The sequence below is a fragment of the Paenibacillus sp. LjRoot56 genome (assembly GCF_964253335.1).
Lineage (GTDB): Bacteria > Bacillota > Bacilli > Paenibacillales > NBRC-103111 > Paenibacillus_E > Paenibacillus_E allorhizoplanae.
The window spans coordinates 191,931-214,844 of record NZ_CAXURV020000002.1; the positions used below are offsets into that span (position 1 = coordinate 191,931).

General features: G+C 45.3%; 14 protein-coding genes. 9 read left to right on the forward strand and 5 right to left on the reverse strand.

The window, feature by feature from the left end; genetic code table 11:
* The first annotated feature begins 133 nt into the window (after nt 1-133).
* Nucleotides 134-2,473 carry an FAD-dependent oxidoreductase gene (locus tag ACSQ8O_RS13755; RefSeq protein ID WP_436242123.1) on the forward strand — a complete coding sequence of 780 codons (2,340 nt, stop codon included), beginning with the start codon at nt 134-136 and terminating at the stop codon, nt 2,471-2,473.
* 378 nt (nt 2,474-2,851) lie between these two features.
* Here the strand turns inward: ACSQ8O_RS13755 and ACSQ8O_RS13760 are convergent, their stop codons facing one another.
* Nucleotides 2,852-4,414 carry a response regulator transcription factor gene (locus ACSQ8O_RS13760; RefSeq protein WP_436242124.1) on the reverse strand — a complete coding sequence of 521 codons (1,563 nt, stop codon included), beginning with the start codon at nt 4,412-4,414 and terminating at the stop codon, nt 2,852-2,854.
* A complete protein-coding gene (locus ACSQ8O_RS13765) occupies nt 4,392-6,068 on the reverse strand; it encodes a sensor histidine kinase (protein WP_436242125.1) in 1,677 nt (558 codons plus the stop codon). Before ACSQ8O_RS13765 ends, ACSQ8O_RS13760 begins: the two co-directional genes overlap by 23 nt.
* A gap of 278 nt (nt 6,069-6,346) precedes the next feature.
* Here ACSQ8O_RS13765 and ACSQ8O_RS13770 point away from each other — a divergent pair, with 278 nt between their 5' ends.
* From ACSQ8O_RS13770 to ACSQ8O_RS13785, 4 genes are all read left to right on the forward strand, one after another.
* Nucleotides 6,347-7,309 (forward strand): ABC transporter permease, encoded by a 963-nt coding sequence (locus tag ACSQ8O_RS13770; RefSeq protein ID WP_436242126.1) that lies wholly within the window; start codon nt 6,347-6,349, stop codon nt 7,307-7,309.
* Nucleotides 7,310-7,340: 31 nt separating this feature from the next.
* Complete coding sequence (locus ACSQ8O_RS13775; RefSeq protein WP_436242127.1) at nt 7,341-8,231, forward strand: carbohydrate ABC transporter permease; 891 nt, start codon at nt 7,341-7,343, stop codon at nt 8,229-8,231.
* A 28-nt stretch (nt 8,232-8,259) separates the two neighbouring features.
* On the forward strand, nt 8,260-9,888 hold the full coding sequence (locus ACSQ8O_RS13780; RefSeq protein WP_436242128.1) for an extracellular solute-binding protein: 1,629 nt from the start codon (nt 8,260-8,262) through the stop codon (nt 9,886-9,888).
* 212 nt (nt 9,889-10,100) lie between these two features.
* Nucleotides 10,101-14,714, forward strand: a complete 4,614-nt coding sequence (locus ACSQ8O_RS13785) for a family 16 glycoside hydrolase (RefSeq protein ID WP_436242129.1) — start codon at nt 10,101-10,103, stop codon at nt 14,712-14,714.
* Between the two features lie 58 nt (nt 14,715-14,772).
* Here ACSQ8O_RS13785 and ACSQ8O_RS13790 read toward each other — a convergent pair whose 3' ends face one another.
* Nucleotides 14,773-15,840 (reverse strand): Gfo/Idh/MocA family protein, encoded by a 1,068-nt coding sequence (locus ACSQ8O_RS13790; RefSeq protein ID WP_436242130.1) that lies wholly within the window; start codon nt 15,838-15,840, stop codon nt 14,773-14,775.
* A gap of 180 nt (nt 15,841-16,020) precedes the next feature.
* On the opposite strand from ACSQ8O_RS13790, the gene ACSQ8O_RS13795 reads away from it, so the two are divergent.
* A complete protein-coding gene (locus ACSQ8O_RS13795) occupies nt 16,021-16,869 on the forward strand; it encodes a helix-turn-helix domain-containing protein (RefSeq protein WP_436242131.1) in 849 nt (282 codons plus the stop codon).
* 70 nt (nt 16,870-16,939) lie between these two features.
* Here the strand turns inward: ACSQ8O_RS13795 and ACSQ8O_RS13800 are convergent, their stop codons facing one another.
* Nucleotides 16,940-17,140 (reverse strand): hypothetical protein, encoded by a 201-nt coding sequence (locus tag ACSQ8O_RS13800; RefSeq protein WP_436242132.1) that lies wholly within the window; start codon nt 17,138-17,140, stop codon nt 16,940-16,942.
* Nucleotides 17,133-17,939, reverse strand: coding sequence for an AraC family transcriptional regulator (locus tag ACSQ8O_RS13805; protein ID WP_436242133.1), 807 nt, complete (start codon nt 17,937-17,939; stop codon nt 17,133-17,135). The genes ACSQ8O_RS13800 and ACSQ8O_RS13805 overlap by 8 nt, the downstream gene beginning before the upstream one ends.
* Nucleotides 17,940-18,103: 164 nt before the next feature.
* On the opposite strand from ACSQ8O_RS13805, the gene ACSQ8O_RS13810 reads away from it, so the two are divergent.
* The 3 genes from ACSQ8O_RS13810 to ACSQ8O_RS13820 all read left to right on the forward strand — a co-directional run bounded on the left by ACSQ8O_RS13810 (nt 18,104) and on the right by ACSQ8O_RS13820 (nt 22,792).
* Nucleotides 18,104-20,170 carry a beta-galactosidase gene (locus tag ACSQ8O_RS13810; RefSeq protein ID WP_436242134.1) on the forward strand — a complete coding sequence of 689 codons (2,067 nt, stop codon included), beginning with the start codon at nt 18,104-18,106 and terminating at the stop codon, nt 20,168-20,170.
* Nucleotides 20,171-20,313: 143 nt separating this feature from the next.
* Nucleotides 20,314-21,171: a sugar phosphate isomerase/epimerase family protein gene (locus tag ACSQ8O_RS13815; protein WP_436242135.1), complete on the forward strand. Its 858-nt coding sequence runs from the start codon at nt 20,314-20,316 to the stop codon at nt 21,169-21,171.
* 208 nt (nt 21,172-21,379) lie between these two features.
* Entirely contained in the window at nt 21,380-22,792 is a 1,413-nt protein-coding gene (locus ACSQ8O_RS13820; RefSeq protein WP_436242931.1) for an RtcB family protein, read from the forward strand.
* Nucleotides 22,793-22,914: the final 122 nt, after the last annotated feature.

The window sequence follows — 22,914 nt, forward strand, 5'->3', positions numbered from 1 at the left end:
CAAAATGGAGGCATCAAATCAAAAACGGTGATATTTTATTGTGATCTTATTCAGGATAAAGTGTAAAGGAGGAAAAGAAAACGCTAACATCTACGCAGAGGTAGGTGCGGCTACATAAAGGGAGACTAAGAATATGGTTAACGACTTCAGGAGTATGCGTACGGAGGGCAATCATTCAGCGAGAAAGCATGGGCAAAAGACGGAGAAATATGATGTTGTCGTTTGCGGGGGTGGACTGGCGGGTTTTTGCGCAGCGGTTGCTTCGGCTAGACATGGGGCCAAAACATGTTTGGTACAGGACCGCCCTGTCTTCGGGGGAAACAGTTCGTCCGAGGTCAGAGTAACGCCTCATGGCGCTGCTGCCTTTCATGTTTACGCGAAGGAAACAGGGATCATATCGGAGTTATTGATTGAGGAACGCGCACGAAATCATGAGCCGATTTTTGAGAATGGCTGGACGAACAGCGTATGGGATATGACGATGTATGATATGGCGCAGCGAACGGAGAATTTGACCTTTTATCTGAATACGTCCATTCTGGATGTTCGGATGGCGGGTGAGCGCAAGATTGCGTCGGTCGTAGGTTATGTAGCGAACGCTGAGATGGAGATCGAGCTCCTTGCGGATGTATTCGTTGATTGCACAGGCGACGGCATTGTTGCCGACCGAGCAGGTTGTGAATGGCGGATGGGCTCCGAAGGACGCGAGGAATACGCCGAACCGCATGCACCACTGCAGGCTAGCGGAGATGTAATGGGGAGTTCGCTGCTTTTTAAAACGAAAGACCTTGGCTCCCCGGCTCCGTTCACGGCTCCTGATTGGGCTGCGAAGCTTGATAATCCCGACTATTTCTATAAACAGGGTCGGAACCCGAATGATATGCGTGGTGGATACTGGTGGATCGAGATCGGCATGCCTTGGCACACCATCTATGAAAGTGAAGATATTCGTCATGAGCTGACACGGTATGTGTTAGGCATTTGGGATTGGATTAAGAATAAGGATCCACTCACGAAAGAGCTGGCAGCTAATCATGCAATTGATTGGATCGGTCAAGTGCCAGGTAAACGAGAAAGCCGCAGAATTATGGGTCAATATCTGATGACGGAACATGACCCGCTGAATAGAACGGTATTTGAGGATGAAATTGCGTACGGCGGTTGGTTTCTTGATCTGCATACACCGGGGGGACTTCTTGCGCCTACCAGTGAGCATGCCAGCTCAGAAGGCTATGATGAAACCTCCGCCTATATGGTGAAAAGCTACTGTGGCCCTTATGGCATTCCTTTGCGGTCAACAATTGCCAAGGATGTCGATAACTTGATGATGGCTGGTCGGAATATCTCTGTGACTCATGCCGCGTTAGGTACGGTACGCGTAATGGCAACAACCGCGTTGGTAGGGCAGGCCGTGGGGACGTCGGCTGCAATTGCATTGAGGCATGGATTAACACTCGCGGACGTACCGGGTCTGGCTATACAAGAAGTGAAGCAAACGCTGCTGCGTGACGGCTGTTTCCTCCTAAACACGACGAACGAGGACGAGCTGGATCTGGCACGCAAGGCGCGCGTTACGGCTAGCAGTCAGGCTGCGAGCAGTGGTTCGGAAGTGAAGGCGGAGCTACAAGCATCTGGCAAATTGGGTCATCAAGAAGAGCTACTCCGCCAACGTAAAGGACAATGGATTGCCATTTCGGAGGGAGTATTGAACCGCGTATCTGTCTGTGTGACGAATACGAGCGACACCCTTCAAATCGTGGAAGCGAAACTTATTCCGGTGGATCATATCTGGGACTACCGCTGCGAAGCAAACCCAGCGCTGGCCACAACGGAACTGCAAATCAATCCAGGGACCTATCAATGGATCGATTGGGAAGTGCAGTTGAGCGAGGCGGATGGCTTGAAGTCAGGGACCTATGTGCGTTTGGATTTACTAGCGAATCCCAACATTGCTTGGCATTGCGGGGATGGCATAGTTCCAGGTCATACGTGCGCATATGAAATGGGCGAGGGCAAGATGCGCCGGGATTGGAATGGTCCGACCCGTAGCTTCCGTGTGGACCCTCCGCAGTATGCCTACCGTCCTGAACATGTCATTAGTGGTGTAGCGCGACCATATCGTTTTACGAACTTGTGGCGTTCGGATGCGAGAGAGGAGCTTCCGCAATGGCTGGAATTGAAATGGGATCATCAACAATTCATTGGACAGATTGAGCTCACATTCCCGGGAAGCCTTCTATGGGAGTACCATGGATATGCACCGTTTTATCGTGACCCGCAATGTCCGAAAGATTATAGGATTGAAGCGTATGTGAACGGTGGATGGCAGGAGCTCCTCCAAGTGAAGGGCAATTACCAGCGTCATTGCCGTCACACGCTAGTCCAGTCTGTTCAAACCGATAAGCTGCGCGTTGTTATTGAAGCAACCAACGGTGACCCGTCCGCTGCAATCTATGAAGTGCGTTGTTATTAATATGATGCAAGCCCTAGTTCGATGAACTGGGGCTTGTTGTTTTACCACCCCAGAATTTATATGTTTGGGGTTTTGGGTAAGAGAAGCTTACCCTTATTTATTTGTTATCAGCGTGGGTTATGGTGTGAGGCGTTGCTCCTGGCCAGGAGAATAACTGGATTTTCTGCAGCTAATTCAAGCGAAATCACGGCTTTTCGTAAAATAACTGGATTTCCTCCCGTTATTTCTGGCCAATTTCGCCAAACGGAACATTTCGGGCAAAATTAAATGCATAAAATCCAGTTAAAATCATCAAAGGCTAGTTTTCCCCGGAAATAGATGTAGGAAATCCAGTTAATCCCCAAAAGCTGCCCAGCCTGCAAAAGTGCGAATCTCACGTTACATCGTTTTCCGATGTTCCTTTGGGGAAACGCCGAAATAGTTTTTGAATGCACGCGAGAAGTGATAGAGATTGCCATACCCAACCTTTTCTGAGATCTCATTGATCCGTAAGGTGGGGTTTTTGAGCAGCTTCTGGGCTTCTTCCATGCGTACTTTGGTTAAATAGGCAGTGAAAGTTAACCCAGTTCGTTCTTTGAAAAGCTTGCTGAAATACGAGTAATTCATCGATACCCGATTGGCCACTTCGGCTAGCTGCAGATCGCGGCTGTAATGCTCACGAACGATGGATTCCGCTACAGTAATAACGGTTTCGCCCAAATTAGCCTGCTCCGAGATCAGCTGTTTCGTATCGGTGGCGTAGCTTTTTAAATAATGCCGGAGCTCGCCTAACGTGTGAAAGGTATCGAAAGCCGTCGCACGTTCGGTCTCTTCAAAAAGAAAGCGCTCATGGACATGGCGATGGATTTCAGAAAGCACCAGGTCATAAATGGACTTGAGCTGTTCCAGAGACATCTGTGTACGAAAAGAATCGCTTAGATGGCGGTCAACCCAGAGGCCGATACGTTCCACATGCAGGGTTTCGGCAGCTTGCTTGAACTCCTCCATTTCCTTTTTGGCAGGCAGCCAAGCATCCGTCCTACCCCTGGGTTCAAGTGTCACGAAGACCTCGCTTGGTTCTCGTAAAATCCGCTCCGACATCGCTTGATGCGCTTGTTTGTAAAGAAGAGATAAATCATCCAGGCTTTGCCCTGATTGACTAATCGAGGCCGTAGGCGTTCGTAGATTGCCTTTCCTAAGCAGGATAACAGCTTTACTAAGTATACCCTGAACGGTATCAAAGGAAATGGATGCCGCATAATTAAACACAAGGCACACCGATCCTAGCACATCATGAAACGCTAGGAAACGTAGATGTGGGGCTAAATCATCGTCCTGAACACATTGTTCCAAACATTCACTTACCATATCCAAATGCTCTTCGCTGAAGGTAAAATCGTCGAATGAAAGCATGGAAACGGCGAATAGCGGATGAGTAAAGTAAGCTTCGAGTGATTGCTGTGGCTCGGAATCTTTGCTGCTCACCAGGGCGTTCGACCCGTGGATGACGAGGGGTAATCGAGCAATAAGCAGTGCCCGAGCGTCCGTTTGGTTTCTTTCGACGAGCTGGTCGTTGAGGGTATCTTTCTCAATACTCGCAATGGCGGACTGTACTTGCTGGCCGAGTTCATCGGACGCTGCTGGCTTCAATAAGTAGTCTTGTGCGCCGTATTTGAAGGCTTCACGGACATAGGGATAATCACCATAGCCGCTTAACATAATGAATTTGGTGCGTGTTAGCAGTGGAGTAAGTTCTCTTATCAATTGAATGCCATCTAACTCGGGCATACGAATGTCCGTGATAATGATGTTGGGTAGTAAGGTTTTAGCCATGGCCAGTCCCTGTAGACCACCGTTGGCGACATAAATATCCCGTATACCAGCGACATTGGCCCTTTCTAATTTGGCTTTGACGCCGCTGCCAATCAATTCTTCGTCATCAATAATTAATACGGTATACATCGTCATTCTCCTCGCTTCTTCTTGCGTCATAAGGAAGGGTTAATATCGTCTCAGCGAATTGACCTTGAATACTATGGATCTGTAAGGGATAATTCTCGCCGTAGAATAATTTCAATCGTTCATTAATGTTGCCTAAACCGATGCTTTCTCGGTCTTTCTCACCTTTGGCCATATACACGGAAGTACGGAATTGTTCGTTGATTTCTTCCAATCGAGCTGCTTCGATGCCAATGCCATTATCTTTTACACATAAACGGATAGATAGATCACTTTCTTGGCTGGCATAAATATCAATATCGAGTGTGTCCTGCTTAGCGAAGCCATGCTTCACGCTATTCTCGACAATCGGTTGTAAGATAAATTTTAAGACCTGAATGGAAAGCAGCTCATTGGGTACATGGACCCGGAAGTGAATACTGTCTCCGTATTTGACCTTCTGAAGCGTCATATACTGCCCGAGATAACGAAGTTCATCTTGGAGTGTTGCGAATTTAGCGTGACCGTCCATATTATAGCGCATCATTTTACCAAAGTCGGCCATGGCATCGGACACATCATACTGCCCGGCGATTTCCATTTTGGCACTAAAAATATCCAACGTATTATAGATAAAATGTGGGTTAATCTGCGATTGGAGTGCGATGAGTTGTGCATCCTTGTGCATGGTCTCTTTCTTGATCATATCGCTTAACAGCAGGGTGATTTTATTAAGCAAAATGTTGAATTTCTCGGTAATGACACCGAACTCGTCCTTTCGTACAATAGGAATGGGCTGAAATCCTGTTTCAATGGCGACATCCATCTGTTTAATGCTCGTTTTCATTTTACTTAACGTCATCTTGAGGATGAAGTAGAAAGCAAACAATAGAACAATGAGCGTAAGAATAAAAGCAAGGTTAGCCACAACCTGCAAGGAACCGAGCAGCGGTGGGAGCGGAATCGCCATGACGATGACTTGCTGGACCTCTTTTAACGAGTCGGCGACGTATAAAAAGCCGGATTCCTTAGCGTATCCTTGATTTTCATCCAATATATAAACAGGCTGATTGACAACATTCGGGCCCTCAGCGGGTTCAAGCAGATCGGACGAGCGCACATCAACAATCGTTATGCCGAGATAATAACCTTCAATAGAGATCATTTTTTGAATATAGCGGAAAATGTCACTACCGTCTGCCTGCTTCGTGTCCAGCACCCAGAGAGATTTCTGATCCGAAGCCATAAAGGTATCGTACCATGCCTCTTTTTTAATTTTCTGTTCGGAGAAAAAGGAACCAAAACCTTCCGGAATGGAAGCATTGTTTGTATAGATGGAAATTTTCTGGATGTTGATTTTCTGGAATAACATCGCATAGTTAACAAGTGGAGCAGCGAAATTGAAATACGTATCTAAAGAATTGGAGTCGGACGAATAGGGCTCTCCGAGAAATTGTTGCAAGCGGTAGTTAAACGTAATGTTGTTGCTAACGCTTTCAATTAGGTCGATTTTATTCTCAATCGTATATTTGATCTGTTTGACGGTGGTTTGTGAATTGGCCAGCAGTTGATCTTGCATGTAGCGCTGAGACTGATTATAGGTATACAAACCAAGCACACTGAAAGGGATAACTATGAAAAAAATAAAGGCCAGCGTCACTTTACTTTTAATACTCATGGCATAAATCGTACGTTGCAAGGTCACTCCTTCTTTCTTCAAAGATGTTGGTAGGGAGGTATTCGACAAAAGGCATGCTATACCTTTCGTTAACTAGGCAGAGCCCAAATGAAGGTATCAAAACTAAAATGATGATATTTTTATAAGCGCTTTCAAAATGTATAGTGAGAATATGCTTCCGAAGTTGCTTTGCTATAGCAGAAGTAGAGTTAGCATTATAGAGAACGCTGTCATCTGGTTATCACGACTTGGGGCAGTAAATCGGGGAGGTAAGTCAAGTGGATGGAGCCGTAAATGCAAAACAACGTGTTCGGTCGCCACGATTATCAGTGACGGGCAGATGGCTGCGCTTCAAGAGCCAATTCGCGCTGCAAAGCATGGTATGGCCGGGGATTTTGTTTCTGCTTGTGTTCTCGTACATTCCGATGTATGGCATTCTGATTGCATTTAAGGAGTACGATCTTTTCTTGGGTGTGATGAATTCGCCGTGGATCGGGTTTACACATTTCCAGGAATTTCTGAATGATCCGAATTTCTTGAATGTACTACGTAACACGCTAGCGATGAATCTTATGGGGTTGGTTCTTGGGTTCCCTGCACCCATCGTGTTTGCACTCTTTCTTAATGAGCTGAATAAGAAACGATTCAAGAGCTTCGTACAAACGATTTCTTATCTGCCTCATTTTGTTTCGTGGGTTATTTTTGGAGGATTAGTGCTGACGGTGCTATCACCTTCGAATGGGATTCTCAATCTCTTACTTACGAGTTTGCATATCATTGATGAACCGATTAATTTCATTGCGAAACCGCATCTGTTCTGGATGATTATGGTTTGCGCTGAAATATTGAAAGGTATTGGCTGGGGAGCGATTATTTATATCGCAGCGATAGCCGGTGTGGACCAGGAAATGTATGATGCAGCGAAGATTGACGGTGCAGGCAGATTTCAGCGGATGTGGTACGTGACACTCCCAGCTATTATGGGAACCGTCGTGATTATGCTCATTTTTGCGATAAGCTCTATATTGAACACGGGTTTCGAGCAAATTATGGTCATGCAGAATCCACTGAATCTGGATGTGAGTGAAACAATCGATACGTATGTCTATAAGGTAGGCCTCCGGCAAATGAGGTATTCCTATTCGACTGCGGTAGGCTTAGCGAAATCAGTGGTTGCCCTGATTCTGTTATTTGCTGCTAATTATGTATCTCGTAAAGTGACAGACAATAGCTTGTTCTAAGAGGATGCCTGCGTGTAAGGAGGAACACATAATGAATATCCGTTCTAGAAGGGACAAATGGTTTGACATCGGTAACATCATCTTCATGTCTACAGTTGTATTCGTAACGCTGGCTCCGTTCTGGTTTGCTTTGGTTGGTTCTTTTAATGACGGGTTGGATTACTTGCGAGGAAGCGTGTATTTATGGCCTCGGGAGTTTACGCTTGCGAATTATAAAGCTGTATTCTCAGATACAACCATTTATCATGCGTTTTTCATTACGATTAGCAGAACGCTGCTCGGTATGTCCACGCATATCGCTTTTACAGCTCTCGTTGCCTACGGTATGTCTCGTAAAGGACTTAGTGGACGCAACATATATCTCGTGATTATGCTCACGACCATGTTCTTCTATGGTGGACTTATTCCGACTTACTTGCTGTATAAAGAAATCGGCCTGTTAAACAATTTTATGGTTTATATTATTCCCACCTTGTTCAGTGTTTGGGATATGATTATTATCATGTCCTTCTTTCGAACGATCCCTGAACAAATTATCGAGTCGGCTAAGATGGATGGGGCCGGGGAATATCGGATTTTGCTGCAGTTGGTACTGCCGTTGACAAAGCCTGTCTTAGCCGCTATTGCTTTGTTTAATGGAGTATATCATTGGAACTCTTATATGGATGCGTTAATGTTTACGACAAAATCATCCTTAGAGCCCGTTCAACTTGTACTTATGCGGATGGTGACAGATGCTTCCTATGGAGAATCATTTAGTCAGCAAGCCATGAGCTTTATGCCAGAAGAAGCAAAGCATGTTAGTTCAGCTACGTTGAAGCTAGCCATGATGGTCGCAACAACAGCACCAATCGTCGCGATTTATCCGTTTTTGCAGAAATATTTTGTTAAAGGTGTACTGATTGGTTCTGTGAAAGGTTAGTTCACGCATATCAAAGGGGGCAAAGCAAATGAAAAGAAGTTTAGTTAGTATAGGGCTTGTCACAACGCTAGTTGGAACTTTGCTTGTTGGTTGTTCGGCAGATAAGGGAGCAGAGGTGGCGAGTTCGCCTAAGGCATCCGAAGCAGCTGCAGCGTCAGCGTCAGCAAAGCCTGATGATAAATCTCCAATCAAGATTACTTGGTTCGTCGATCAAGAATCCTACAAGAAGAACTGGGATCCAGTGAATAACTTACTGGATAAGAAAATTACAGAGGATACGGGCGTTTCTATTGAATTTACATCAGGAAATGATGATAAATTAAGCGCACTTATCGCATCAGGAGATATCCCTGATATGATTACCGTGGATAAAGGCGCACCGCAGCGAGGTGTGCTTGAGAAATCTGGCTTGGTTGCTCCTCTAGATGAGTTGATTAAGAAACATGATCCATCGTTCAATGTGGCGAAATCCATGCAAGATTGGTTCCGTAATCCAGATGGCCATTTCTATGGGTATGCCAATTATTTTTGGGCCAAAGAAACGTTTAAACCAGGAGATACCATTTACAGCAACCAAGGCTTATATGCGCGTAAAGATATTATGGATCAGCTTGGCATCAAACCTGAGGACTTCAATACCAAGGAAGGCGTGATTGCAGCGCTGCGTAAAGTAAAGGATTCAAAGACGAAGTACAATGGCTTTGACGTTGTGCCTGCGTACTTCGAGAGTTGGGTCATCTCAAGTTTCTTCGGCGCTGCACGTGAAGATGCGCAAGGTAATCTTGTTGATCGTGAAAGAACTCCGGAGACATTGGAAGCGTATCAATTCCTCAACCGTTTATATCGGGAAGGCTTGTTGCCAGAAGATAGTCAAACGCTGAATCAATCACAGCTTACCGAGAAAGTGAATAACGGTGCAGTCTTTGCGCTTACAAACAAGGCAATTAAATGGGATGCCTTATATGCCAAGGATCCGAAGGCGATCTTAGTTTCTGTTGGACCGGTTCTAGGTGATAAAGGCAAACAGCCTGTTATTGATCCCGTTCAAGCCTCAGGTTGGACACTGACGATGGTAAGCAGTAAAGCCAAAAATCAGGATCGCATTATTAAGCTCATGCATTATCTCTCTTCCGATGAAATGAGTTTGAATGTGACTTATGGTCCTAAAGGCATTACGTGGGATTATGATGCGAATGGTAAGGTTAAATTATCCGATGAGTTTATTAAGGCTAGAAGCGAAGATGCAGCGAAAACGAAATTGAAATACGGAAATGGCACGTTAGATTGGCTGATTAACTATGTCCCTGTTCAACGCACATTGCCAGTGAACGGTGTACAAGAAACGGAAAGAACCAAATCGAATATTTATTTCAGTAAATATACGTACGACATGCTTGCTTTCGAATCCACTTCACCGCTTGGCGGAACAGAAGAAGCGGGCATCAATGCGAAACGTGAAGAAGTTCGTGTCAAAACAAGAGCAAAAATGATTCTGGCTAAAGCACCAGAGGATGTAGAGAAACTCTACAAAGATGGCATCGATCAAGAAGAAAAACTGGGTTCTCAAAAGTTGCTGGACTATCAAAACAAGAAATTCCAAGAAGCCAAGAAAGCTTTAGGTGTACAGTTCGTTTGGCCGACGAATATCAAGAAATAAAACTTTGATCGTATAAGTAGCACATTGGCATATGCAACGTTCGTGAGTGGATAGCTTTCTTCACACGCTTGCATATGCCTTTTTGCGGACTTTTATAGAGAGGGGGGATAAGGGAAACAACTCAAATATAAAGCACAGACGACTTAAGTCTAGTACTGTGCCATTGGATACATGGAGGGAACCACTGTAATCTCTATTAAAGGAGCTAAATAATGACGTACAAATCGATCCATAGACGTATAACCGTTTTGCTTATTTTTACCATGGTACTCTCTGTTATTGGCAGTGGCGGTATCTTAGGCCATGTACCGACAGCTCAGGCAGCTGATGTATGGAAGCCTATGGATACAGAGCCGATGACGGTTCCTGGCAGTACCCTGGATTTATCTGGATTGAATGATGCGCCAGCAGGTAAATATGGCTTCATCCAACAAGGCATTGACGGCGACTATACGTTTGAGCAAGCACCGCAAAAAAAGGTGAAGTTATACGGAGCCAATATAACATGGAATATGTTCTACGGCTCACATGATGATGCGGATCAAACTGCGAATCGCCTGGCACGTTTAGGCTATAACGCAGTTAGAATACATGCACAGGATGCAATGGCCGATTGGGCACAAGGCATTTTCATCCAAAATGGATCAACAACGCCACAACTAAATGTGGATCGATTGGATCGATTAGAGTACTTTATTGCAAAGTTGAAGTCTAAAGGGATTTACGTAACAATTGACATTTTTCACCTGTATGATTTCAAAAATATACCGGGGCTTGGCGAATACGCAGATGGGACGAAATCACCTTATTTGCTTCCCCTTCTCCCCCAAGCGCTCGACATGTGGAAAGCGATTGCAGACATGTGGCTATCCCATGTTAACCCCTATACGGGTCTCCCTTTGAAGCATGATCCCGTTCTAATCGGTGTTAGCCCGTGGAATGAATCCTTGCTTCTGAATATGAATCTTAGCGGCATGAAGGTGCCTTTGCGCGATTATATGCTCCATGATTTCAACCAGTATCTGGGCTCGATAGGTAAGCAAGACATCTTAAGTTTCCCAGGCAATTATTGGGATGCAGCAGGGGACATTAAGGATCAGCTTAGTGCGTATTATTCCAATAAAACCATTCATGTCTCAAATGCGATGAGAACTTATTTGAAAGATGATCTTGGCGTTAAAGCGCCTATTGGCGGATTAAATTACATCTATAGCCCGAATGTGAACTATTGGCGCGATCAAGCGTCGGATGTGTATGAAACACATGCCTATTACCAATTTTCAAACAATAGATTTACGGACAGTAATGGGAGTGGCTATCAGTACAATCCGCTCAAGGAGCCTCGTCTAAGTATGGCGTTCAATAGCACTACAATTGCCAATTATCCGAAGGATTGGCCGACGGATACGAATTTTGGATCTTACTATCCAGCCCTATCATTAAGGCAGCCATATGCCAAACCATTTGTGCTTACGGAGTTTCAGGATACGCAACCCGTCAAAGGGCGTGAAGATATCGGTATCTTCAATGGCGCAGTTGGGGCTTACCAAGGCTGGGACATGATGAACCGATACTCCTTCGGCGTCAATATAGGGGATGCTTATAAAAATATGAAGTTAGGTGCTCCTGAAGAGTTCTCTATCGTAGGTGATCCGCTTGCTATTATGTCGGAGGCAGAAGCGGCGCTCTTATTCCGAAATGAGGCCATTCAAGCCGCAAGTCCGAAATTCGTGTTCGTATGGGATCGCACATGGTCGCGCGATAAGGCAGCAGCCTCAGAAGGCGACGCGTATCTGACGAACATGATGTACATTCCACATCTGTTCAAGACCGTGTCTGTGTATGGTGATAAACCGAATGTGCCGTTAACTGTGTACAAAATCACGCCTGACAACACATCAGAACAGATTGCTAGCGGCAATCTGCCAGAAGCCAACAAACTGCCAATTTCGTCTTCGATGTCGAATAGACAGATGGCCGAATTGTTCATTCATTCGTTGGATGATGCGAACAAGAAAGCTGAAATGTTAGCTGCATTGAGTCAGAATAAGCTGCTATCAGATACCGGTGAGCTTACATTTGATCTCAATCTGGACACCTACTTCGTGAATACGCCGAAAGTCATCGCGGCAGCGGGAACAATGAATAATCATACGTTTGCACTGGGGCAAACGACAGTGACAGGCGATGTCGACAAGGGTACTTTTTTCGCATCCTCCTTGGACGGGAATGCGCTGAAGGATAGCGACCGTATGTTGCTTGTCTATACAACGGATGTAGCAGCTACAGGGGAACAATATGTTTCGCTGCCTTCTGGTGAAATCAAATACTACAAAGGTACACTGCCAACCTTAGTGAAGCAGCAAAGGGCTAAGTTCACGTTAACAACGACGAAACCTGCTGGAGGCTTTAAAGCTTATAAGCTTGCGCTGAACGGTGCGCGTCTTCAGGAAATACCTGTGACCGTGAATGGTCAGATAGTGTCTGTTACCTTGGATACGGATAAAGGATTAGCCTTTGAGCTCGTATACGATCCGCTATATTCCACGGATTTTGAGTCAGGTGTAGCGGAATGGACCACGGTCAAAGGGAACTTCGGGATTCAAACGGAGAGCAATGGCAACCATGTGTATCGGACGACAAAACAATCAACATCCGTTGTTGCACAAACCTACGGAACGGACTATTTCGTTGAATCTGATGTTCGAATCACAAGTTTTAAGGATACGATAGGGCTTGTTGCGAGATACGTGAATCAAGGCAAGTATTATAGCTTTACTTATGATGCACTTCTTGGCAAGGCATCCATCGAGAGACAGAATAATGATCAAACAATTGTTCTCCAATCAACCTCTGGATTGGCAATGCCGCTAGATGTCATGAACAAACTTAGGTTTGACGTGGCGGGCAATCGCTTGAATGGCTATATAAATGGTCAATTAGTCGTTACAGCAACAGATAGCACGATTGCAAATGGATCCGCAGGTATATTAACCAAGGATCTTGTACTGCCAGCAGGATTCCCTTTTGGTGCGGCTAGTCAACAATGGTTAGCAACGCTAGGAAGCGCGATTAAGGGATATTTGAATGAAGGGGTCACAAGTTCAAACGGTTCTTTTTTAACAAAATTACTAGAAATCGTAAAGCGGGTTATGGGGCCAGTTTCTTATGATAATTTCCTTGTTGCATATAGAGATGTCAGTGCACCTTCCGTACCTTCCAATGTGACGGCAACCGCGCTCTCGTCATATGAAATATCACTCTCTTGGACCCCATCTACCGATAATGACCGTGTAGCTGGCTACTTTATTTATCGAGATGGGCAAGAAATTGCGTCAGTCAGCGGGTCGAGCACGAGCTTTATTGATACGGGTTTAAGTCTTGGTACTACCTACGCGTACACTGTTAAAGCATTTGACCCAGCGAATAATTATTCTATTGTAAGTAGTAATGCCATAGCAACGACAAAAAGCTCGCTGCTGGAAGATAATTTTGAGTCTGGAAGCGCGAATGGGTGGACTGTCGTATCTTCATGGGGAACGTTCGCCGTGATAACGGACGGCAGTACGAAAGCCTATCTCTCGGACAATACGGACAAAGGGGCTACGAAATCTGTTGCGGGGCAATCATCGTGGACCGACTATCAGATAGAAGCCAAGGCTAAAATGGACCAAACGAGGGGCAGAATTGGACTTGTAGCTAGATTCGTTGACTATAACAACTACTATAGTATGACCTATGAAAGCTATACCCAGAAAGTGTACCTTAGTAAGGTGCAAAACGGTAATATTACCGACCTAGCCGTTTCAGCTGCGATCACACCGCTTGCGGCTGGCACATACCATACGTTGAAATTCACCGTGTCGGGAAATACCTTGCAGGGTTATGTGAATGGGCAACTGCTTGCCATGGCCACGGATAGTACGTTTCCAGCTGGGAAGATCGGTGTATATACGCACCTGTTGAAAGGTTATTTTGATGACATCGTGGTGAAACTACTTCCAAAGCCTGACGTATCGCCGCCGACTTCCCCAACAGGACTAACGGCCACTGCTTTATCATCCACAGAAGTAGCGTTGTCCTGGTCACAATCATCCGATGATACAGGGGTAACTAGCTATGCTATTTATCGTGACCAGCAATTAGTAGGTACCGTTAATGGTGCGGTGAATACGTACAAAGATACGGGATTGAACCTCGCTACGACGTATCACTATACGGTCAAGGCGTTAGATGCGGCGAACAATCAATCCGAAGCTAGCAGTGAAACCGTCGTCACGACGAACAGCACGCTTCTGACCAATAATTTCGAGTCAGGTAACGCGCTTGGGTGGTCGGTCGTTTCTTCTTGGGGGAATTACTCCGTCGTATCAGACGTATACGGCTCCAAAGCTTATTTATCTGATAATGCGGATAAAGGAGGAACGAAGTCAGTCGCAGGCATATCAACATGGACCAACTATAGCGTAGAAGCTAAGGGGAAAATGGAGACAGGTAGCGGCAGAATGGGGTTAGTAGCGAGATACGTCGACTATAACAACTATTACACGATGACGTATGATACCTTCACGAAGAAGGTGTATCTGAGTAAGTTGCTGAACGGTAGCATAACTGACTTAGCCATTTCAGCTGCGATTACACCACTTGTTGCTGGCACGTACCATACGCTGCGATTCACTGTGATAGGGAATACCCTGCAGGCTTATGTGAATGGGAACCCAATTCTTACCGCTACAGACAGCACATTCTCGGCAGGGAAGATCGGTGTGTACACGCATTTGCTCAAAGTTTATTTTGATGATGTTGAGGTGAGATTAGCACCATAACTCATAATAAAATGGCGGTAACGCAGTTGATGCGTTCCGCCGTTTTTCATTCCTGTTCCTAGAGGCGAACCTCTCGGCCTGTTTCCGCAGATTCATAAATCGCGGATAAGATTTGGATCATTTCCACACCATGTTCCGGACGAATAATTGGCTCTGCTCGACCTGCCAAACAATCGATAAAGTGATTAATATTGGCATGATGCATCTTAACTGGTTTCCCTTGGGTACGGGAAGACTTGGTATCCACTAATTGGCCGTTCATTTCTGAAAATAGACCTAACTCGAAATTTCGGTAAGTTGCGCCTGCTTTCGTCCCGCGAAGCTCAACAAAATAAGTCTCTTCTTCAATATTGGAAGCCCAGCTGAACTCGATTTGTAGCGTAGCGCCGTTGTCAAAGCGGATAAAACCTACAGCCAAATCTTCCACATCGAACGTTCCACCCGTCTGCTTCTCCCCAAAGCTGCTATGCTTCGAGTCCGATACATCGCTGTCGGCAAATTTCCGATAGGTGGCTCCGCTGACGGCGACTGGCTTGGGATTGCCCATGACCCACACCGCGATATCGATAAAATGAACGCCTAAATCAATTAAAGGACCACCGCCAGATAATTCCTTCGTCGTAAACCAACCGCCCTTGCCGGGGATTCCCCTGCGACGAATCCAGCCGCAGCGTCCGGTATAGATCTCACCAAGGCCGCCTTCTTTTGCATACTGCTGTAGGAACTGGGCGTTCGGATGGAAGCGATTATTGCGGATCGTCATGAGCAGCTTACCGCTTTGGGCCGCAGCATCAGCCATCTTCTGCGCCTCGACGGGAGAGACCGCATCTGGTTTCTCGCAGATAACATGGATTCCCGCTTGTAAGGCGGCAATTGCAATTTCCGAGTGATACAGATTTGGTGTACAAATATCAATGACATCCAAATTAGCCTCAGCGATCATTTGCTTATAATCGGTGTAAACGAGTTTTGCAGCCGACAACTCAGCCATTTCGTGTGCACGTGCTTCATTCACGTCGCAGATGGCGACGATCTCGCACTCTTGATTTTCCTGCCAGGCCTTCAAATGCGACTCCTTGAAAATGCCGCCAGCTCCAGCGATGCCAATTCGATATGTTGATCTCATTGTTCAATCCTCCTCCATGTGCTCACACATGCTTATCCAATTTAATTTTTTGCAAATTTCGTTCATGCAAATTTATTATAAGAAATGCGTTTATGAGGAGGAATGCCCGATCTTGTATCAGTTGACTTATTTTGCATTTTATTAAAATATAAGAGTTGAAAGTGAATAAGGGAGGCGACCATGGAAAATTACGGATTTCGTTATATACATGTGGGTTATTCCCACCATCGTGCACCTCACCGCAACCAGTTGGATTGTAGAAACGACGGCGTACTGATGAGGCTGCAAGTGAATGGGACTTGCCGTGTTGAGCTCAATGGTATTTCACATCGCATTCGCACCGGCGATTTGATTATTTCCAGACCAGGAAGCACCTATCAGTTATTCATAGGCGAAGAGAGGGGGCTGGATGAACAGTGCCTTGTTGATAGTGCGGATTACTATGTGGTATGTGGGGGGGAATGGGTTGACCAATGGCTCTCCAGTCAGACCTTAACCGATGTCGCTCACATTGAGGTCAATGATGATTTGCTTAGTCTGTGGCGGAGGTTAATTTATGAAAAACGGAATTTGCATGAGAACAACACAGAAATAATTGCCTGCTGCGCCAAGTTGCTTTGCTTGACGCTGGAGCGGTCCGTCGTTAAAATGTTGGCCGGCGTCGGTCGCAAGGAACATTTCATTGCTAATAAGCTTAAGCATTATATTGAAAAGCATGCGACGGAAGCGCTCACGCTGGAGGAGCTGGCCGCGCGTAATGGCGTCAGTACGTCAACCGCCTCCCATATGTTTAAGCTAGCTTTTGGCTTGCCGCCTATGCGATATGCCGTTGAGGTTCGTCTAGTCATTGCCAGCGAACGTATTCTGTACAGTGACATGCGGCTTGAGGACGCTGCTGAAGCATCTGGTTTCCGCAGCTATCCTTACTTCTGCCGCGCGTTTCGTACTAAATATGGGCAAAGTCCTAGTGAATATCGGACGCAACACTGGCAAGTCGACGAAGGGAGGTCCATCGGCAACGATTTATGAAATCAGATGTTATAGCTGGCTGATTACGAAACCAAAGGTCAATCTGCTGAGTAGATTGACCTTTTGTTTTCTAATGGTACAGATTGAACTCAGCGATGGACCAAGAATTACTCGCGGATCTCGTCTGTGTAACTTTGATATATCTTGCAAAATTAAGGGGTATAGCGATCATCACGTCTTGTGCAGGAACAGCTCCGCTGGCCTTATCCCGGCCATTTTCTTCTATGGCCGGGCTATTTTTATATTTGAATTTCAAAGGAACTTTATTCATATTTAATAAATTGTTTAGGCGTCTTGCCATAAGTTCGTTTGAAAATTCGTATAAAATAACTTGTCTCCATACCCAGTTGCTGTGCCACCTTTTCAACAGTAATTGAAGGGTTCTCTTCAAATAGTTGAATAGAACGGCGCATTCGGATTTGTTGGATATATAGCATGGGTGACATACCGTAAATACTTACGAACAGACGATGGAAATGTTGAACAGAATATCCGACTGCTCTTGCCAAGTTGGATAAATGCAAGCGTTCATTATAGTGATCATGAATAAGCTTAATCGCTTCTTGTAAAGCAGCATTGGAATGTCCAATTGGTTTAATGCGCTGATTTATTTCTTGATCGGACTGTCCTTCAATGACAGACAATAGGAAATCATACATTTTTCTAGACGCTTCCCAATAACCACTTTCGCTATTCAAATTGATAAGCTGCCATAAGGATTCAAGCTTATTCCAATACTCCTGAAACTGGTTATTCTTTAGTAGCGTGGGATTGTGGTTGCCAAGATGCTCGAGAATGGAACTAGCAATGGAGCCGCTAAAAGCCACAAAGCCTAGTTCCCAAGCTTCCTCACTTTGATCAGGAAAATATTCATGATGTACACCAGCGGGAAGGATTAGCATGGCGCCAGGCGTCATCACCATATCCGGACTACCCTGTATGCGAAATATTCCCTTCCCGCGTCGGCTTAAGAAAAGTTGATGAGCTGGATACCCATCAGGTCTTAGAAGATGCTTTTGCTCATGACTGCCTACACAATACACATAGAGGGGCAATTTGTTATCGAGCATAGCAAATTCAGCAAAAAGGAAAGGCATCAACCTATTTTCACCACCAATGTTCATATTGTACGATTTTTTAATTCATAAGTTCTACTATTTTATCAGCTATTTGTCCTATAATCAAAATATATAAGAGAATACGAGGATAAACATAGAGGAGAGATGATTTGAAAATGACTCACAAATTTCATCCAATTAGCCCTAAGCTCCCCGTCTTGATGCACGGCGCTGATTATAATCCAGACCAATGGCTTCACAATCCACAGGTGTTGGAAGAAGATATTCGTCTGATGAAGTTGGCTGGCTGCAACGTGATGGCTATTGGTATTTTTGCTTGGGCTGCATTAGAGCCTGCAGAGGGAACCTTTACTTTCGAGTGGATGGATCGGATTTTGAATACGTTTGCTGAGAATGGCATCTATGCATGGCTCTCAACACCTAGTGGAGCACGTCCTGCGTGGATGTCAGAACGCTATCCAGAAGTTAGAAGGGTAGAGGCGAACCGCGTACGTAATTTGCATGGCATTAGGCACAATCATTGCTTTACCAGTCCCATTTATCGGGAAAAGACCGCGATAATCAACACCAAGCTTGCTGAACGGTATGGCAATCATCCAGCGGTCATTGGGTGGCACATTTCTAATGAATTTGGTGGAGATTGCCATTGTGCGTATTGTCAGGATGCTTTTCGAGAGTGGCTGCAAAAGAAATACGGTTCGCTGGAAGCGTTAAATGCGGCTTGGTGGACCTCATTCTGGGCACATACGATTACGGATTGGTCGCAGGTCGAATCTCCAGCACCACATGGTGAGTATATGGTACATGGGCATAATCTGGATTGGCGTCGATTCGTTACGGACCAAACAGTAAATTTCTGCAAGCATGAGATTGATGCGGTTCGGGGATCTAATCCTGCTCTTCCCGTTACAACAAATATGCATTTAATTGAAGGCCTGGACTATCGAAAGTTTGCCGAAATATTGGACGTGATTTCTTGGGATGCCTATCCAACTTGGCATGAAGGGCAGAATGACAGCCAATTAGGTGCTTCCATTGCTTTCTATCATGATCTGTTCCGCTCGCTGAAGAAGAAGCCCTTTCTGTTGATGGAAAGCACACCTAGCCTTACGAACTGGCAGTCGGTCAGCAAGCTGAAGCAACCCGGCATGCACAGATTGTCCTCCCTTCAAGCTGTAGCGCATGGCTCGGATTCCGTACAATATTTCCAATGGCGTAAAAGCAGAGGATCCAGTGAGAAATTCCATGGAGCAGTCGTTGACCATTGCGGACATGAATATACACGTGTGTTTAAAGATGTAGCAGAGTTGGGAGAGACCTTATCCACTATTTCCGAAGTAATAGGCACTACGACGCCTTCGGAAACAGCGATTCTGTTCGATTGGGATAACCGCTGGGCCGTGAAAGACGCACAAGGACCGCGTAATATGGGCATTCATTATGAGGAAACCATACTTGCGCATCACCAAGCATTCTGGGAACAAGGTGTGCCGGTCGATGTTATTAGTTCGGAGGATGACCTATCTTCATACAAGCTAGTCGTTGCGCCTATGTTGTATCTATGTCGTGAAGAAACGGGTCGTAAACTGGAAAGGTTCGTAGAGCAAGGCGGAACGTTGGTAACAACCTATTGGTCTGGTATTGTCAACGAGCACGATTTGTGTCATCTGGGTGGATTCCCGGGACCACTTCGGAAAACGCTTGGCATTTGGGCAGAAGAGATTGAAGGTTTATATGATCACGATCGTAATGGCCTATCGATGTCAATAGATAATCAACTGGGACTCACGGGCACTTTCGAGTCGCATGAGATCTGTGAACTGATCCATACCGAAGGAGCAGAGGTGCTGGGTGTCTATACGGACAGCTTCTATGCAGGGCAACCCGCACTTACGGTTAATCGTTTTGGAAAAGGGAAAGCTTATCACATGGCTACGCGTTTGAAGGCGGATTTTCTTCAGGCCTTTTACTCGAAACTTATTGAGCAAACGGGCGTTGCTAGAGCGATGAACACGTACCTCCCTCAGGGAGTAACCGTTCAGGTGCGAACGGATGCAGTAACGGAATATGTATTTATCATGAATTTCAGTGGACAAACTGAACATATATCGCTTGACGACAGAGATTACACGTTGTTGGAGTCGAATGAAACGGTAAAAGGTGTAATCGATCTACCGGTAAATGGGATTGTACTGCTAAAACGCCCAGCAAAGGAAGTGTGAATAAGACCGGAACTCCAAACTAGGGGTTCCGGTTTATTTTGTATTTTGTAAAAAATGCCTATATTCTTCGAAAGAAAAGTCAACTTTAAGAGAAGCATTGTTGGTATAGTAGAAATCAACTTCATCTCTAGGAGGAGATATCATTGAAATTTGCAGCATTTAGCGGTGTTTTTATGGCACACAGTATTCAAGAAGCTATGAAATTGACCAAAAAGCTGGGTATGGATGGGATCGAAATTGCTGCTCGCGAGCCACATCTTTCTCCGACAACCAGTACGCCGCGGATCCAGGAAATTAAGGCGCTAGCAGCGGATTTGGGACTGGAAATTCCGGTGCTTGCCGGATATATGGGCGGGTTCTCGACGGCTAGCGATCCAGAGTGTGAGCAAGCATTCAGCGATTTCAATCGTTTGTTGGAAATTGGCGGAGAGCTGGGATCTTCAATGATTCGGGTATCACCAGGAGGGCCGAATGCTTTCATGGCATACGACTATCACTATGCCAAAGCGGCGCACTGGCTGAATAAATGCGCTGAAATGGCTCAAAAACTTCAAATAAAACTATTGCTTGAAATTCATAATGAATCGCTTGTAGAAACCGTTGGCAGCAGCTTGAAGCTATTGAATTTGATCCAGCATGACAATGTGGGGATGATTCACGATGTGGGTAATATGTATATTACAGAAACGGATTATGGCAGAGATTCTATTGTGAATCTGGACAAGTATTTGTTCCATGTTCATGTCAAAGATGAGATTCGCGTGAAGGAGGCTGGAGCACCTGGCACTTTCCTTAATTTGACGCATCGCGGAGAAGAAGCGTTTCTGCAAAGTCGCTTGGGCGAGGGGGAAGCTGACCATCAACCGATGTTCGATGCGCTGCAAGAAGTCGGTTATAACGGATGGATAACCTTGGAATGCCATGCGCCATTTCCTGCCTACGAGCGGCTGATGTATGATTTTCAAGTAGTCCAAAAAATGTTGTCTAGGGAACAAAGATGAGGTAAAGACGGACGGCATGCAATACACGGGTACGCATAGACGGGACACATTGAAAAAGTGTTCAGTCTGTGGGTATCTTTTTTCGTTAACAGGAAACGAGAAAGTAAATGGGAAACTTTTTGCCTGTCGCCATACTTTCACCATGTTCGTTCTTAGGGAAATAAGCGAAGATAGCTTTAGAAGAAATACGGAGGTTAACCCAATGAATATGAAAGCGATCATACACGGCGGTAATCATTACGAAATGGATCTAGAGCATGGCAATTTACATGTGTTTGCTAACCCGGATGTGTTCCAGTCTTTCGAAAATAAAGTATTCGAAATGGCAGATAATAACTTACGTATTCCGCGTAATGTGCATATGAGTTACACCCCTGACGCCCATGTTGGTATTGGTACTTGCATTGGGACAACGGCAGTTTGGAGTATGAAGGATGGGTTCGTTTCCCCTTCCATTGTTGGAGTAGACATCGGCTGCGGCATGCGCGTGCATACGACTTCACTGCATAAACGTGATATTCAAGACAAGGGTGTTCGTAGAGCATTAATCAAAGCGATCGAGAAATATGTCCCAACCAATGAGCGTACAAATACGAATTATTCAGATATCGATATCATGGATGTCGTTAAAAACGGATTAAATGGACTCCCAGAAAAATACATACCAAGCGAGCAGTGGTTAACTCATGTCGAAGAGTCTACGTTCAAGTTTGAACAGGGCTATCTTGAGAATTTGCCAGCAAAAATCCGTCAATATGCTCACGGGCAGCTTGGAACCCTTGGTGGCGGGAACCATTTTATAGAGATTCAGTATCTAGAAGTGGCAGAAGCTCATAAGGATTTAGCGGCAAAATGGGGCTTGTTTGACGGTCAGGTTGTCGTCATGATTCACTCTGGTTCTCGTGCATGGGGAGCCATGTTGGGTCAAGAATTCACCAAGGTTTTCAGAGAGGTAATGAACAGTTGGGGTGTCGTAAATCCGGATCGGAATCTCTTATATGCGCCAATTGCAAGTCATGAAGGGAAAACTTACTTAAATCTCATGTATTCCGCTCTTAACTTTGCAGTAAGCAATCGACATATGATTGCCTTCGGTATTCAAGAGGCGTTCCGAGAAGTATTTGGTGAAGATCTTGAAATGCCTGTACTGTATGACCTCATGCATAACTATGCACTAAAGGAATTTCACCGCAATCAACCGATGCTCGTACATCGGAAGGGTGCGACAAGAGCACTGCCGCCAGGTCATTTCCTGAATACAGCTGCATATAAAGAAACGGGTCATCCCGCATTAATCCCAGGTTCCATGGGAACCTCATCCTATATTATGGTGGGGAGAGACGAAGGCCTTAAAAACTTCTACTCCATTTGTCACGGTGCGGGCAGAGCGAGATCACGGAAAGCGACCAAAGAGCTTGTCACCGTCGACCAATTCGCGCAATCGATGAAAGTTGGGACGGATGATGAGATTCTGGTTAATCATCGCTCCTTGCAAACCATCCTTGATGAATGTCCGCAAGCCTATAAAGATGTGGATCAGATTATTGATAGTATTGTGGGTGCATCGCTAGCTGATGTGGTGGCAACTTGTAAGCCTATGGTTGCGATTAAAGGTGTTTAGGAAATTGTAGTGATGATGGACGTCAATAGACGTATTCATAAATTTGGATGTAAGTACGAATGATTTTACCTTGGCTAGGATGTCAAATCGTCCGGCAGTGCGGACACATCTCTATGTGTCTG

Bases quoted from the DNA above. Each gene is read 5' to 3' on its own strand.
- ACSQ8O_RS13755 (WP_436242123.1), top strand. From the start codon at position 134: ATGGTTAACGACTTCAGGAGTATGCGTACGGAGGGCAATCATTCAGCG.
- ACSQ8O_RS13760 (WP_436242124.1), bottom strand. From the start codon at position 4,414: ATGTATACCGTATTAATTATTGATGACGAAGAATTGATTGGCAGCGGC.
- ACSQ8O_RS13765 (WP_436242125.1), bottom strand. From the start codon at position 6,068: ATGAGTATTAAAAGTAAAGTGACGCTGGCCTTTATTTTTTTCATAGTT.
- ACSQ8O_RS13775 (WP_436242127.1), top strand. From the start codon at position 7,341: ATGAATATCCGTTCTAGAAGGGACAAATGGTTTGACATCGGTAACATC.
- ACSQ8O_RS13780 (WP_436242128.1), top strand. From the start codon at position 8,260: ATGAAAAGAAGTTTAGTTAGTATAGGGCTTGTCACAACGCTAGTTGGA.
- ACSQ8O_RS13785 (WP_436242129.1), top strand. From the start codon at position 10,101: ATGACGTACAAATCGATCCATAGACGTATAACCGTTTTGCTTATTTTT.
- ACSQ8O_RS13790 (WP_436242130.1), bottom strand. From the start codon at position 15,840: ATGAGATCAACATATCGAATTGGCATCGCTGGAGCTGGCGGCATTTTC.
- ACSQ8O_RS13795 (WP_436242131.1), top strand. From the start codon at position 16,021: ATGGAAAATTACGGATTTCGTTATATACATGTGGGTTATTCCCACCAT.
- ACSQ8O_RS13800 (WP_436242132.1), bottom strand. From the start codon at position 17,140: ATGAATAAAGTTCCTTTGAAATTCAAATATAAAAATAGCCCGGCCATA.
- ACSQ8O_RS13805 (WP_436242133.1), bottom strand. From the start codon at position 17,939: ATGCTCGATAACAAATTGCCCCTCTATGTGTATTGTGTAGGCAGTCAT.
- ACSQ8O_RS13810 (WP_436242134.1), top strand. From the start codon at position 18,104: ATGACTCACAAATTTCATCCAATTAGCCCTAAGCTCCCCGTCTTGATG.
- ACSQ8O_RS13820 (WP_436242931.1), top strand. From the start codon at position 21,380: ATGAAAGCGATCATACACGGCGGTAATCATTACGAAATGGATCTAGAG.